Raw genomic sequence first — 15,138 nt, forward strand, 5'->3', positions numbered from 1 at the left:
TCAGACCGCACCTCGACGACCATACGGACAGCGCGCTCACGAAGCTCGCGCGGATATTTGCTGGGACGTGCCATAAGACTGATCCTTCCAAGAAATCAAGTCTCCGGACACACCGGGGCGATTCAAAGATCTTCGAAAGGGATTTCACTCTGAGTATTTGGGACGGTTTTTGGTTCGGCCCTTTGGTGGGCTGTTCTAAGAACTCAATCTGCCCCGGAAACACGGGTGCCTTTTCTTCGGCTGAAGCGCGTTTTCCTCCACACCTCTCCGGATTTTCCTCTTTTTTGCCCCGGCTTCCACTCAAGGGGATGCGCGAGGCCGGTAGTTGCTGAACGCCTGAACGGATCAATTCCTGTAGCGCTTGATCCGATCGTGCCATCCCTTGAGCCAGGAGACTTCGGCGCAGAGCTCGTCAACCGTCGGCGCCACGTAGTTCTCTTCAGGCGCGTTGTCGTGTCGTGCTGCCCAGCTCGATGTCTTCGCGTACGCGGCCTGGAACTCGTCATGATCGTCCTGCGTAAACATAGGAAGGATTTTGAGCATGGTCGGGCGAACTTCGTTCGTTCCACGGTCGACGAGCTCGTTCACGATGTGCAGATTCACCGCACGCTCTAGGGTCTCCGAAAGTCGACCCGCGATCTGAGCAGTCCGCTCCGTGTAGTCATCCTCTGACAGGCTTTCGCGCTCCCGCTTCAGTTGCGCAAGGTCGGCTTCAAGCTTGTTGGTGCGTTCAGGGATATCCTTCGCAGCCCATGGGAGCTGGTCAACGACGAGACCAGGCTGAGACCCGCCCATGCGCTGGATCGAACGCGTTGTTACGGCGACCGACTTGCTCTTTGCTTCCCTGTTCAACGCATGTACGAACGTGATCTCATGCGTAAATACGATCACCTGTCGCTGACTTGCCAACTCGACGAGGCGCTGCGCGACCTTTATCCGCCGCTCGGCGTCAAGCGACGACACCGGATCGTCGAAGACAACGCTAGAGCGCGACTCATCGAGTTCTACCTCGGTGAGAAATCCCGCCAAGCCGAGTGCCGTCTGCTCTCCTTCGCTTAGCACCTCATCAACGCCCGCATTGCGTCGTGACCCGAGCAGGCTCGGCTGATGTTCGAGTGCGGAGTTGCGGCCACGTCCAGTTCGGTTGAGAGTGACGCGGCGCAGTCCCAGACGCTCGGTCTCTCGCGTGAAATGATCCCGAACTTCTGTGGTCACATGCGTCTCGGTTAATTCTCCACGCTTCGTTGTAATCGCGTTGGTCGCGGTAAAGCGACGGACGTCCTCGATCATCTTGCGTTGGGCGAGTCGCGTTACCTCGGTCTCGATAGCATTCTTTGCTTCGCTGAGCGTCTTGGCGTCCTGGAGTTCGAGTACCTTCTTGCTCGTCGCGCTGAGCGTTTGAGCGAAGGTCGACGCGTCAATGTCCCGCGCCTGCGTCGCGAGCGCTTGAGCCCGCGCAGTGGCCTGGCCGCTGATCGAGTCTGTGAGCGCAAAGAGATCGACGCCCTCTGTCCCATCGAGCCACGCAACCGCAGCCGTAGCCGCGCGAGTCCCGGTTTCGAACCAATCGAGCACCGGCTGGACATCCTCGCCACCGTCCTGCAGTCGATTCACTGCGGTAGAAACCGCGACTGGCAGCGTCTGAAGTTCGGCGAAGCTGTCTCTGTACATCGCAAGTGCCTTGGCAACCGTGTCCGCGTCACGTGACGTTGTGTCCGTGACAAACGCCTCGAAGCGAGAGAGTCGGTCAGCGGCCCGCTCATCCAAGGGCTGCTGGCAGAGCAAACAAACTGCGCCATGGTCCGTGAACGGAAAATCGTGCTCGTGATAGGCGTCGGCCAGTGAGAACTTGCGCGCAGCTTCCCAGAGCGCGCGCCAAGTATCCGACCCGACGCTGGAAAGTGGCTCAGAGTCGAAGGTTCGAGCTGATGCAATGCGGGCGGCCTCCCGGAGCTGAACCGTCCTCTGCTGCAGCTCCCTTAGTGCGCGCTGCTCATCATCACCGAGAGCGGCTTCCACCGCCATAGCGTGCATCTCGACCGTCGACCAGTCGCGCCCAAGCGCCGTGAGTCGATCGTTCTCCTTGTTCGGGTCGCTCCCCTTGAGTCGCGCCTCCTCCGCGAGTTGCTTCGCAAGCTGCGCGTCGTGATCGTCGGCCAACTTGGTGGCCTCCGCGATCGCCTCCATGGAGGTGTTGGCGGAGATGCCGGTTAGGAACGTGGAAGCTGACGTTTCTGGGTGGAGCACAGGAAGCTGCGGTCGCTCGGTCTGGTTCGCACCAAGTCGGCGACCGAGTTCAGCAGCAACCGCCTCGCAAGCATCTGACAGTTGATCCAGGATCATAAGCGCGGACGGCCGGTAGTTGACCTCCGAGGCCGCCGTGACATATGCCTCGCCGCAGTCCTCGTCGTAGAACCGGATTCTGGACAACTCGGTACTCTGGGGCTCACCGAGATTCCACATCTTGGCGTTGACACCGACCTGGTAGTCGAGCTTCGCCGCCTGCGTCGTGTCGACATCCGAGAAGACGTCACCGAGGAGGTACTCAGCCTTGACGCGGGCGGTGACGGCTTCACGGATGAGTCGAGCGTAGCCAGACTTTCCGCTGGCGTTGTTACCGAAAGCGATGGTCAGGCCGACGGCGCCAAACGAGAGCGTTTGGCCTCCGGTGAGTGCGTTGACACCCTCGACGCCCGATACCTGCACGAGGCTGACGGGATCGCCCGCTGCCGTGGAGCCAGGAATATCCGCAACTTCGATATTCGCGGCAACGGGGTAGGTTCCCGCAATCACTTGGTCCGCAATGTTGGATACATCCTCAGCCGACAACGTCTCGCTGCGGCAGAAGCCCGCGACAGCGTCCTTCTGCCAGTCCGGCCGCGCAGCCAGCCAACTCGCCAGATCCTCGTTGAGGGTCACTAATTTCCTCCTGAACTCAGCCCGAAGAATCGCTCGAAGAAAGTTCGGGTTATTTGTCTGCGAGTGTGCAGGCTATGGCTATTCCGACAGGGTTCGCGCTGAATCGCACCGCATGTCGAAAGTGTTTTTCTGGTGCCCGCGGCTGACCCTGAGTCACTCTTCGGTCAAACCTTGCCGCGCCTAAGGGATAGCGACACCGCCGCAACGAGGTGCTAGACACCTGCTTTTTGCTCAATTGTGTACCCGGGCATTTCACACGCTTCCGACGCGCCGGCGATGGCCGTGCTCCATGCAAGCTCCTGGGTCGTCGGAATTTCACTGCCGGCTCGAACCAGGTCCGTGTATGTTGCGGATGTGGTTGCGACGTCCATCAGTGCCGCCCGAATCGCCGGGTCTCTGGCTTCTGATGCTGCCTCACCCACGGACAGCGCAAGAGCTTTGAGCGCGGGGACGAAGGCTTCGGCCGGAGAATCGACGTTGACTTCGCTCTGGTATGCGCTCATCGCTTCGTCGAATCCATCGCATCCCGTGAGATCTGCGGCGGGCGTGGGCGGCGCGGCAGTGGGTTGAGCCTCCTCTGTCGCCTGAGGATTCGGCCAAACCGAATCCGCGGCAGAGCAACCGGAAAGGGCGAGGACGATAGCCGAGACAGCCACAATATCGAGTCGGGCACGCATATCTGGACTGTATCGCAGAGCGCACCGATGGAGCGCGTTGCTCAGATTCTGAATCAGGTAAAGGACGTTACCCGTCTTACATCCGGCGGGTGACACGCGAGCCACAATGCCATAGGGAATCGGAAACCGCACGCCGCTGATAAGACCCTGTTATGCCAGCGGCCCACCGAGGGCCTGTTCCATCCGCTCACGGACCTCCGGGTCGAGTAAGTCTCGGCGCGCTTTAGTGCGCTGCTCCCCCAGCCACACCGCCAGACGATTCTCCCGCGTCTCTTCCGGCGAGAGGGTCTTGGTTCTGGACATCTGCTTCGGCGGCCGCTGGTGGCGCCCGACGAAGGCGGCCAGGTCGTCGATCCGCGCGGAGCGCTGATCCACGGGGTCATGAGGCCGCCAGCCCGGCATGGCTTCGAGCTGACGAACACGCTCAGGCGTCGGTGGGTTACGCCCGGGAATGCCAGCGATGAGCCGCTTCTGCTCGCTCGCCCATTGCCCGAGGCGTCGCTCGCGGGCGTCGTTGGCGTGGGCGGACGGTACGCGTCCGTGGGCTTTGAAGAAGGTTCCGTAGTCGGTGACGGTTGCATTCCACGCATCAGCGAGCGGGGCCCAGCTGAACCCGGGGAGACTCTCGATGCGGGCCACCTGCTCGTCCGATAGTTGAGCGCGGTTTCTCCGCTGGTCATGCAAGAACTGAGCGAGCCGAGCCACCCGAGGCACGACCTCATCCGGGCCGAGCCGGGCATTGCTTCGAGGGAGCTCCCCGGTCGCCGCGGCGAACTGCTCAAGATCCGCCATCTGCTCGTACCAGCGTTGACTAGCCACGATTCCCCCGTCTTGTAGCCCTGCTCGAATGCTAGCGAATGGTGGGGATGGCCGCGGCGCGATACCCCGTCCTGGGGTGAGGTCACGCGACCGATCGACTCGACCTCGCTGCCCTGCGGGGAGTGTCGGGAAACAGTGAAACGCGCTGACCAGGCCGGGCACGCCGGCTACGGCTACTGCCGACTCCCCCCTCGAAGACCACGGCGGACGCGTCGCAGACCGGCTACTGGCCCTCGCTTCCGGAACCTCGCACAACTGGATCATCGGAGCCACCCGCGAACGATCCTTCATCGCCCACGACCATTACTCATCTAGTCATCGAGTGCCGCGTCGAGCTCTGTGCCGTCGTATTCTTCGACCTCTTCGGCGGCTGCCTGTGCCGGTACTCCCGAGGAGAGCTTGCGGCGGATGCGCTCAGCCAGCGCTGACCGGCGAGCCTCGAAGTAGCCGTCGAACTCGGCAGCGCTGTTGGGGAGGGTGGTCAGTTCATTGAGCGTCAGGTAGTTGCTCATAGCGTCGGCTGTCGTGAAGGTACGGGCTGCCCACTCGTCGGGCACGGTAGCCGACTTGTCGATGTTCTCCGGCCCCGCAAGCAGTTGCAGGTTGGCGAAGCGGTCGCGCCGTTCGATGAGGTGTTCGACGTCGTCGCGTGAGAAGCCTTGTTCCTTGAGGCGCTTGGGGTCTAGCAGCGCCTTGGGGAAGACGTGGTCGATGTGGAACTGGTTGCGGGTATCCACGTGGTCGAACAACATCGCGAGGACAGCAAAGGTGCGGGCACCGCCGTAGGAGAGGTCGAGAACGTCGTCGACGAGCTCGTTGGTAACCGCGAGGGACTTTCCGCGTAGCGCCATGGCCCGCTCGATATCCAGGGCAGGGAACCCTGCTTGGCCATGGTCGTTGATCACTGTGCGGATGTCGCGAAGGAGAGTGTCGAGCCCAGAGCCCCAGACGCCGCGCACAATGAGCGAGCGAAGCACCCAAGATCGCAGGAGCACTCGGTCGGCGGTGTGTGCCACGGCGGTCCGGTAGGAGTCGCCGAGCCCTCGTGTATGCAGGTAGTACGCGACAGGAATGATGACGCTCTTCGCAGACAGCGTGGCATCCGAGAGCCCGAAATCGCTCAGGAGGCCAACTGCCAGCTTGAGCGAGTTACCGATTCCATCCCACTGGCGGTCAAGCTCAGCCATATTGTCCGCGTTGAAGTTCTTCACCTTGAACGCGATGTCATTGATGCCGGCGAGCATGAGCCCCGCCTTCAGCACAACGTCCTGAGAAAAGCTGAAGCCGGGTCCCGTGGAGTTGAGCGCGTCTACTAGTCCATGGATCGCGTCACGGGCGTCTCGTTCCTTCCACTGCGCCGTCGCGATGGACAGCAGCAGGTCGCTGTACGAGAGCACGGTGCCGCCCGAGTTCACTCGAATGAAGATGTCCAGCACGCGTTCCACGTCCTGGTCGGTCTCCTCGTACATGTGAAGGCTTTCCTTCGCATGGACCGCGTGATAAAGCTCGCCGAGCACGTCGATCGCGAACGTGTGGTTTCCCAACCCGATAGCTGCAAGATCGCGCATCGGCTGCATGGCGTTCGTTGCCTCGAAGACCTTGTTGACGGGGAACCAGTGATGCGCAGGGTCCTCGGCGGAGTCCCTGACCTGCTCGTCGGTGAGGAGGCGGAAGTCATACAGCAGCCCGGCATCATTGGTTGCCGCCTCACCGAGCACATTAAGGTACAGCCGGCGCGTCGGGTACCCCCGCGCGGTGTTGTGACGCGCGTACTTCTCGCGCACGGCATATGAGCCCCGCAGACCGATGTTCAGAGACGTGAGTCGCTGCTGACCGTCAAGCACTGCCGTGAATTGCCGACCTGGGAGATCTAGATCTGGATTGTGCCGGTTGTCGAACTGCGAATAGTCCTTCAGAAAACCGTAGAACTTGAACTTCTCCACCGTCTCAGGCTCGATCCGCCACGCCAGGAAGCTGCCAATGGGGTACCCACGAAGGATCGAGTCGAAGAGCCGCACCACCTGCGACGGCTTCCACACGTACTCGCGTTGGATGGCCGGGAGCACCAAGTCGTTTGACTGAATGCCACGGAGGGTTTCGGCGATGGTTTTCGGAGGCAGGTGACCCATGGCTACGACCATACAAGCTGCCGCCGTCTTTCCAGCAGGGGTTCGCCAGACGGGCAGGCGACACATCAAGGCGTCACCGACCATGCAGCGCTCGTCCTCGCAAGTTGTCCCGCGCAAGCGGGCAGTCAACCAGCATCAGCCAAGAAGTACCCACTCCGCAGCGAGCGACTTGCGCGCCGTCATCTACCGCTGTGACCAGTCCCGGACATCCAGGGCAGAAATCCGCCACCAGCAGCGATGAGCTCGGATGCGACGCGACATGACGATCACCGCTATCGGCATGCGGCAAGGAAGACACCCTTGATGCACCTCGCCATGCGACTGCCGCCTCTAGCGCGTCGGCGTATTGCTCCCCGCCTTGGCGAGTGCGAGTTTCGTCCATCGAGAGCCGTCAGCCGACCGAGCCGAGGTGAGGTGGAACGCGGCACAGACTCCGCATGGGTGCACGCCAACGACAACACGATCGCGTTTCTGGTCGCGCATTCGTGCACGCACCGCGAGCAGAGCTCGGCCGGCTGCGTACAGGGTGGAATAGGGGGTTTTTGAGCAGGTTGACACCACGGGCTCCATGTCGTGAAACAGGAACGACCGCAGGTAACAACGCGTACTTTCAGCGAGCCCCATAGTCGTCACTCGCTACCCTGGCCGGTTTCCCGCGGGCCTCGTGCGAGCAATCTATGGGGAAAAGCATATCGGCTCGCTCCAGCGGAAGCTACATCCAAGTCGAATGGAAGTTCGACCGTGTGCGACGGCTCCCAAGGTCGCCGAGGAGATTTCCTCTGGTCTCGGCTTCCGCTTTCTAGTTGAAGGGGGCCTGCCGGAGGTACGCGCCGCAACCCGGCGAGTTCGCGATCTTCCGAATCGTTGACGCAGCTAACCTACTACTAAGCGACCCCCACAATGGGCTCTGTCGCGACGTTCGTAAGCGGGATTACAGTCAGTACCGGTTCGCACCTTGTGAACAATGAAGGAGCGTCCACCGAATGTCCCGCAACAAAGCAAAGTACGGATTCGGCAAGTTCCTTTTTGATGTGATTCTGTGCTTGGTAACGGGCGGACTGTGGCTCATCTGGATCTTCGTTCGTGAGATGCGCGGGCTCCGCCGATAACCTCTCTCAGGGCGTAGTTCGAGTCCGATATCGCCCTGGCAAGTAAGCCTAAGTCGGAGTCACCGTTGAGTGAGTTATCGCCTCTATGGTGGCGGGGTGAACTTTTCGATCTGCCCGCCTCTGCTGCCGATCCAGACGTTGCTGCGGTCGTAGCGGAGTTGCGCAGACTTGACCCGGACGGGTCGCGGATGGCGAAAGTGTTCCGTTCCACGTTCGATCAGCTTTACGACGGACAGCGCACTGGCCGTTTCAGCGTGGCGCAGCTGTTCAAGACCGAGAAGACTCACTTCGGCACGCTCATCGAGATAAATCTCCAGCGCGAGTTCGAGTTCGGCGACGGCGATGTGTTGGACTTCAAGATCGTCGGGCTCGAGGTCGACTGCAAGTACTCCCACACGGGCGCCTGGATGCTGCCTATGGAGAGCTTCGAGCAACTCGTCCTGGTCACCCAAGCCGACGATCAGAGATCGGTCTGGAGCGCTGGTGTCGTGCGAGTCACCGCGGAGAACCGGCGCACAAGCGAGAATCGCGACAAGAAAACGGGCCTGAACGCGCACGGCCGCTCGCAGATCACCTTGCTTTTCAAGGACGCGTCGATGCAGCCGAACGCCCTGCTCCAGCTCCCGTCAGCGAGAGTGACCGAAATCATGAGCAGGCGCAGCGGGCACCCAAACCGGGCGCGACAAGCCAGAAATCTCCCACCCGACCGCAGTCGCCGCTGTTCGACCTCTTCGCAAACGACAAAATCCCTCCCGGCATATGCCAAAAGGGATCTCACTCTGAGTATTTGGGACGGTTTTTGGTTCGGCCCTTTGGTGGGCTGTTCTAAGAACTCGAATGTGCCCGGTGTCTCTGTTACGACGCCGATAGCCACAGCCACGCTATGGTTCGTGAAATGCGCATGATTCTCTGGGCCCTCGCACTCGCTGCTGTCGCTGCCGGGGTGGCCATCGTCGCCACGTCGCTGCCTGATGCAGCGTGGGGGCATGTTGATCCGTCGCCGCTCGGTGGCGGTGTCGCTCTGGGGGCCGTCGGAATTACGAGCGCGATCGCCCTCGTTACATCGGCATCCTTAGCTCGGCAACGGAGTCAGGCAACCGAGGCGCTACTTCGAGAACAGAGGGCCGCTGCTTATCGGGATCTGCTGGCCGGGATGATCGGTTCATACACGGGCAAGTTGCCGGATATCGCAAACGAACGAGCAACAGTCGCAATCTGGGCCTCCCCCACATCGATAAAGGCCTTCGAGAAGTGGTTCACATACGCCTCGAAAAATAAAGGGAACATACCGCCGAGGGAGAAGCCGTATATGTACTCTCTCTTCCACAGTTGCGTCACGGAGATGCGCAGTGACCTGGGAATGGACTCTGATATGTCATCAGGCGGGCAGCACACCGTGATGCAAATGATCTTCGCGGACTACGAGGACGATCTTTTGCTCGCGAAGCAGCTGCTTGAGAAGCCCGCGAACTGAGAGCGGCGGTCCCTCAGAACGATCAGCACCCGCGATCGGCCCGGGCGCGGGAGAGCTCTCGACCGTTTGACGCCGATCGAATTCGAGAAGACCAGCACCGCACCGGCCGCACTCGCCGCCTAAGCCGAAGGGTCGTCAAGAACTTCAACTGTCCCGCTCGAAGCCCGCAGGACGGGCGGCACCTTACTCCGAGGTCGGTGGGTACCCGTAGCGTTTACGGTAGCGGCACGCTGCTTCGATGACCTTCGAGGTGCCCGCGTAGTTCTGAGGAGAACGCCGGATCATGACCTCTACGCCCCCCAGTCCCATGTCCGGACTCCACCCCGACCTCTCCATGCGCCAAGGGTTCGCTTTGCTCGCTGAAGCCGGGTCCGCGCTGAACCTCATGCGCGACGCGATCCGAGAGATACGGGACATGAAGCACGTCCACCGTGGTGGCGACGCCGTCTTCACGCTCGGCAGCATCGGCGTCGAAAAGACAATGAAGCTGATGCTCGGCTGCGCCGCCGTCACGGACAACGGAGCATGGCCGACGAAGCCGGAGCTGAAGTCCTGGGGCCATGACATCGAGAGTCTGAGCAATATGCTCGCGCAGGTGATCAACGCGGGCCTCGCAAGGGCACCTGCACGAGGGTATGCGGAGAGGCTCGCTGAGCGCATCACAACTAGCACGCTGCTGCCGCTAGTGTTCGCGACGTTCGCCCGCTACGGCAGATCAGGTCGCTTCCACCAACTGGACATCCTCGCGACCGATAGGCCTGGTCAGTACGACGACCCGGCGGATTACTGGCAACGGGTCGAGGCCCACGTTCAGAACCGCGCGGAGTTCCACTACGTCCCATACGGCGACAACGGCGCGCTGGACGCCTACGAGGCGAGACTGCGAGCCCACGTCGCCGACGAACTCGACGTCTGGTGGTTCTGCCTCCACCGACTCGGCGTCCAGGGATGCTTCGGGGAACTCGGAGGAAAGATCGGCTGGGAGATCTGGGAGACTGATCGTCCAAGCCCCGCCAAGTTCGACATTTAGTCATACCACCGCGTCAGGAGCGTTCGATCCAATGCGCCTTGTCTTCAGCGCCACGCTGAAAGGGGGCTTTGCCTGAGGCTCGACGAACGACCACATTGTCAATGCTCCCTCATTCACACCTGATCACCGGTGACAGAACACGCCTCACTCCGAGAGGTGCCCACTAGTCGTAGGCGGCAGCGAAGGCCCTCCTTGACGGAGGCGTCCGCTATGGTCGCACCTGGGAGGACACGTGGCAGGCACCGATACGATTCGCGGAATCGCATACCAGCAGGCGCACGCTATCCACCTCGCCCTCGAAATCGTCGAACATTATCCGGAGCATCAGCTTCGAGTAGAGGGCAAAGATGACGTGGTGGACGTCGAAGTGCTCGATGCGGATGGCCGTCTGGTGAGGGCCCACCAGATGAAGAGCCGCTCAAATGCACCATGGACGCCTAAGCCGATTGCCGACGTCATGCGGCGTTGGGTAGGCCTCAATGAGCCAAATGCCAAGTTCAGGTTCGTTACAAACGGAGAGCTAGGGCCCGGCGCGCAGGCCCTGAGCGACATCCTGGCAAGTTCTGGAGCCGACCGGACGGGCCGACTAGCGAAAGAACTAGGCATCTCCAAAGCGCTCGCGGAACGTCTGACATTCGCGCGCGTCCAGGTCGACGTCTCCTCCGTCGGGACTCTGCTTGAAGCTGCCGAACGACGTATCGCTGCACGGCTAGACCCGCTGATACGCGATAGAGAGCAAACGGCCGTGCAGCGTGTCGATTCCCTAGTCAGGGTGCTCATGGAGCGAGCGGCGCACAACGATCCGGCGGAGCGGTTGTTCACACCGGTTGAGCTCCAAGCGCTGGTCGGCGGTGAGAGTAGCGAACGAGCCGAGTACCAATGGGTGGGCGCCCTGAAAGGCTCGTATTTGCGTACGGTGGCGAGCACCCCGCCAGAGCTCGTGCCCCTCACGCTAACTGCTCACGGTGGCGAGGCCGCTGTCGACGCAGATGCCCTGCTCCTAGCGAAGACGGCATACTTGTCGGGGCCAACTGGCACCGGCAAGTCCAGCGCGATACAGGTGCTCCAGTCATTGGCCGCAGCCAGCGGGCGTGCAGTTGTGATTTGCCGGGCCGAGACCTACGTACCCGGTCACCTCGGGGCTCTCGTCGCGGATGCGCTCGGGTTCAGTTTGGAAAGGGCTGTTCCCACCTACGCCGGCCGCAAAGTGCTCGCTGATCCCGCAGCTATTGTCGTCATAGACGGCGTCTCCGAAATTCCCGATGCCACACTTGAGCATCTCGCTGAGGAGCTGAAGCCGCTTCTCATCCGACAGGAGTTTGCATCGGTCGTGCTGGTCGGGCGCGACCCCGCAGTGTTGCGCCGCGTCTTGGAGCCCGCGCCCGTGCATGAAGCGTTCAGCGTCACGCCCCTTGCATATTCGGATCAGGAGCGACTAGTTAGATCGATCATCGGCCCGACCACACCGGGGTTGGAACTGATCCGCTCACGCGCAGAGCATGTCCTCGGAGATGGCGCACGAAACCCAATGCTGCTCACCATCTTCGTGCAAGCGGACATGGGAGGCACTGTCGCGCTGACTCGAAGCGCAGTGTATGAGAAGTTCCTTTTGCACCTGAGCAGGCGGGCTCCGTCCATCGACGCCCGAACCTACTTGCCAGTATTGGGGGTCGTGTTCGCCCAACTGCTTAGTGCACAACGTCGATATTCAGACAGATACGAATGGGTCGCCCGCACCGACGAGGTAGCGACTTCTCTCCCATCTGCGACCGATGGCGCCAGTGCACGGGCCGCGGCCCTCCGCATCGGTCTGATTACCGAAGTGGGTATGGGGGTAGTCGCTCCCTTTCATGACTCCCTCGCTGACTACCTCGCTGGGACTGCAGTAGCTGCAGGTCTCGCCCCTCTGCCCTCCACTCTTCGCGCGACTCAGGCCGAATGGGTGGTCTTCGCCAGTGAGCACGGCGTCGATGTCTCAGATCTCGTCTCACGAGACCTGCCGTTCTTATCTGTGCGCGTAGCGCGGACAAGTCACCACTTCCCCGGCAGCGGCAACGATGCGCGCCAGATAGCAGCACTGCTGGACGTGCTTCTCGGGGCCGCCGGCTGCACGGTTCACGCGAAACAAGCCCTCGACGGTCGTTGGGTCCTGCGCGCCACGGATGCCTCCGGGAATACCATCGGGAGAACCGTCGCGGAACCCGACCGCGGGCCTCTCTACGCGGCCGTGCGACTCTGGCGACTGTCCCTGCGCGCTCGATTCGATGCAGTATCGTCGGCCCCTTCTCCCCGCCCGCGATCTAGAGAGGAAGCTCAAACCCGGGTCAAGGAGTTCGTCCGAGATCGTCAACGCGACCTTGTCACTCTCCTCGGCACCTTCCCCGAAGTCCAGCGCTCCCTCGTCCTCGATCGGCTCCGTCCGCTGGGCCTCACCTTCTTCATCGGCGAGAGCGAGGAGATGTGGGGAGTCGAGGACTGGCCGATGTCCTATGCCGCGACAGTCGAAACGCGTTTGCTTCCGGACGCACCCTTGGAACGGCGGGGTCAGACTACCGCGTCGCATTTTCTTGACGGTGGCCCAGCACATGCCGCGGCAACCGACGTCCGGAAAGCCGTTGAACAACTCACAGACACATCGGGGTGGCTCGCATGACGAAAGAAATCTGGACTGCGGTGGACTCCCTCGCCGACAAGTGGCGACACTCGCAGACCGTGAGGAGGGTGACCTCAGTGATGCCACGAGATGGCATCCCGTCGAAGGATCCGCTGACGGCCATGCTTGCCGACTATCGTGCGGGGTCGATGCGTGCGCACGCCCTGCGCCTCAACTCAGAGCTGAGTTACTTTATAGGCCAACCGATGTGGGAGCGCGTGAAAAGGCCAGACAGTTTCGGTGCGTGGTTCCTCGCAGCATACGAAGTCGAGGCCGCCTTCCGTCTCCAACTGGCGTGGCTCCGCGCCCAACTTTCCGGGTACCCCCTGCTCCGCGTCCCCCAACTCGTCGCAAACACCCCGTTCACCACGCAAGAGTTCACCTGGAAAGCTGTCTGGGCCCGCGGAGACATGGCTCGAGGTTTTCAGCTCTCACCCCCACCGACCTTCCGCACTGGGCCTGAAACCATCGACGCGAGCCACGAACTGCAGGAGCTGGCGTCCGCCCTTCGCGCGTCAGAGTCCTGGCAACGGTTCGCAGCGACCCGCGCCGCGTTGACCGAACCCGACCGCCAGCAACTTCATACCGAATGCCAAGCGCTTCGCGCTGAGCTGTCAGCTGAGCGCGTCGATGAGTTCGAGCCGCATCTTGCGCTCAAACGGCATCAATTCCGCGAGGAGCGGATGGAAGACGCCGTCGCACGGCTATCGGGTGGCGCGGCGGCATACGCGAAGGCGTTCACGGACGCAGCGGACACGGTCGATTTCGCTGTTGACGAGGTGCTGCCACAACTCGTCACATACGGCTACCCCAAGGATGTCGGAGCCGCCGCAGACCTCGACTTCCTCCGTGGGGATCAAATCACGTTCCAGCCAGCCGTCCCGATCTTCTGGACCAGCATGCTCGTGCTCGTATCGGATCCGCTCGTCGAGGAAGTCGGGCAGGTTACCGGAGTCAACATCAACTTCAGCGGCGGGGTCGAGAACAACCGCGTCACCCTGCGGCTGCTACCTGGCGCGGCCACCAGCTGGGGACTGTGAGACCCAACATGGGAAGGCCCCTTATGAGCTCACGTACCTCTGCTCCGAGGTTGAGCGAACCGCCGGAGTGGTGCTTCTATGCGTCACGCGGGTGGCGTGACGACCACCATCGCCGCCGATCGTTTCGGTTTCCCAGGCAGTCACCTCGACAGCATTCTTCCCCAGCCGAGGCCCGAAAGCAGGGTTTCTGGCCCATGAATCGGATCTTGACCGGGACCTCACCCTCCTAGACACTTGGTCGAGCGCTTGGGGCAGATCGTTAGAGCCGAGCAACGGTAGCGTTGAGCCGGCGTGATTCCTTCCGGGCTTGGCCAGAACCTGACCGCATAGGAAGACTGCTCAGCTACCTGTGCCCCAGGAACTGAAACCAGCAGAAAGAGAATTAGTTGAGCTTCCCGGTCAAATTCATCGTCAAGAGCAAGAGCGGGTGGCCCAGCTCAAATCCGAACACCTTCAGCTTGGTTCGTGACAATTGGGATGACTTCGGCTTCAAGACGATGTTCGTCCTTCACTACGCCGATCGCGATGGCGAGACGAAGGAGATAGGAGCCGTCAAGATCGGCGAGTTTGGGCTCGGCGATGACTACGGCAGTCCTACGCTCTCGGATTCCTTCCGCAATCTAGACAGCACTCAGTTCTCGGTTGGGCAAGATCGAGAGTATTACGAACAACTCCTCGCCTTGAATGGCGGACTTGGTCAACGAGTCCTCGCCGCCCTTAATGACATCGCGCTGGACGAAGAGCTCTTCGGACGAGCTACGAGAGAGACGGTAACCACGACCTCACTCTTTCGCTCCATTGATCAGAAGACCGTCGAGGAGCAGTTTCGCCGAATCGCGCGAGGAGGGGTTGCTCTCACTCGCTACAACTTTAACTTTCAGTACCCCGAGATCGGCCACGAAGACCCGCCCACTCTCGACTTCGAAGTCCGTCCCCGCTCGATGCCTCCGACGAATGTCCATGTCCTCATCGGAAGCAATGGAGCGGGTAAAACGTCACTTCTAAGAAACATGACCAACGCCCTTCTTCACTCCTCTCCTCACTCCGGCATCTTCACTGATTCAGCGCCCGGCTCTGACTCAATTCCGTTCGTCAACCTCGTCACAGTCAGCTTCTCGGCGTTCGATCCATTCGAACCAGTTCAGGACTCCGCAACGCCTGTCTGAATCGCCCCGGTGTGTCCGGAGACTTGATTTCTTGGAAGGATCAGTCTTATGGCACGTCCCAGCAAATATCCGCGCGAGCTTCGTGAGCGCGCTGTCCGTATGGTCGTCGAGGTGCGGTCTGA

The 15,138-nt window shown here is 61.3% G+C and carries 11 protein-coding genes and 1 pseudogene; 8 read left to right on the top strand and 4 right to left on the bottom strand.

All coding sequences use genetic code 11. The features are described from left to right. Positions 1-345: 345 nt before the first annotated feature. The 3 genes from ACY48M_RS12970 to ACY48M_RS12980 form a co-directional block, all read right to left on the bottom strand. Entirely contained in the window at positions 346-2,919 is a 2,574-nt protein-coding gene (locus ACY48M_RS12970) for an AAA family ATPase (RefSeq protein ID WP_462820718.1), read from the bottom strand. A gap of 212 nt (positions 2,920-3,131) precedes the next feature. After that, positions 3,132-3,596 carry a hypothetical protein gene (locus ACY48M_RS12975; protein ID WP_462820719.1) on the bottom strand — a complete coding sequence of 155 codons (465 nt, stop codon included), beginning with the start codon at positions 3,594-3,596 and terminating at the stop codon, positions 3,132-3,134. A gap of 150 nt (positions 3,597-3,746) precedes the next feature. Further along, positions 3,747-4,415, bottom strand: coding sequence for a Helicase associated domain protein (locus ACY48M_RS12980; RefSeq protein WP_462820720.1), 669 nt, complete (start codon positions 4,413-4,415; stop codon positions 3,747-3,749). Between the two features lie 57 nt (positions 4,416-4,472). On the opposite strand from ACY48M_RS12980, the pseudogene ACY48M_RS12985 reads away from it, so the two are divergent. Next, positions 4,473-4,595, top strand: a pseudogene (locus tag ACY48M_RS12985) (IS982 family transposase); the annotation flags it as partial. A gap of 131 nt (positions 4,596-4,726) precedes the next feature. Here ACY48M_RS12985 and ACY48M_RS12990 read toward each other — a convergent pair. Further along, entirely contained in the window at positions 4,727-6,544 is a 1,818-nt protein-coding gene (locus ACY48M_RS12990) for a DUF262 domain-containing protein (RefSeq protein WP_462820721.1), read from the bottom strand. Positions 6,545-7,527: 983 nt separating this feature from the next. Between ACY48M_RS12990 and ACY48M_RS12995 the strand changes: the two genes are divergently transcribed. From ACY48M_RS12995 to ACY48M_RS13025, 7 genes are all read left to right on the top strand, one after another. Further along, positions 7,528-7,653 (top strand): hypothetical protein, encoded by a 126-nt coding sequence (locus ACY48M_RS12995; RefSeq protein ID WP_462820722.1) that lies wholly within the window; start codon positions 7,528-7,530, stop codon positions 7,651-7,653. A gap of 158 nt (positions 7,654-7,811) precedes the next feature. Next, a complete protein-coding gene (locus tag ACY48M_RS13000) occupies positions 7,812-8,558 on the top strand; it encodes a NaeI family type II restriction endonuclease (RefSeq protein ID WP_472850181.1) in 747 nt (248 codons plus the stop codon). After that, entirely contained in the window at positions 8,549-9,127 is a 579-nt protein-coding gene (locus ACY48M_RS13005) for a hypothetical protein (RefSeq protein WP_462820724.1), read from the top strand. Before ACY48M_RS13000 ends, ACY48M_RS13005 begins: the two co-directional genes overlap by 10 nt. A gap of 283 nt (positions 9,128-9,410) precedes the next feature. After that, positions 9,411-10,157 (top strand): hypothetical protein, encoded by a 747-nt coding sequence (locus ACY48M_RS13010; RefSeq protein ID WP_462820725.1) that lies wholly within the window; start codon positions 9,411-9,413, stop codon positions 10,155-10,157. 232 nt (positions 10,158-10,389) lie between these two features. After that, positions 10,390-12,810: an NACHT domain-containing protein gene (locus ACY48M_RS13015; RefSeq protein ID WP_462820726.1), complete on the top strand. Its 2,421-nt coding sequence runs from the start codon at positions 10,390-10,392 to the stop codon at positions 12,808-12,810. After that, a complete protein-coding gene (locus ACY48M_RS13020; protein ID WP_462820727.1) occupies positions 12,807-13,850 on the top strand; it encodes a hypothetical protein in 1,044 nt (347 codons plus the stop codon). Before ACY48M_RS13015 ends, ACY48M_RS13020 begins: the two co-directional genes overlap by 4 nt. Positions 13,851-14,236: 386 nt before the next feature. Next, the gene (locus ACY48M_RS13025) at positions 14,237-15,016 is read left to right on the top strand and encodes a hypothetical protein (RefSeq protein ID WP_462820728.1); all 780 of its coding nucleotides are present in this window, start codon (positions 14,237-14,239) and stop codon (positions 15,014-15,016) included. Positions 15,017-15,138: the final 122 nt, after the last annotated feature.

The organism is Homoserinimonas flava (genome assembly GCF_054969005.1).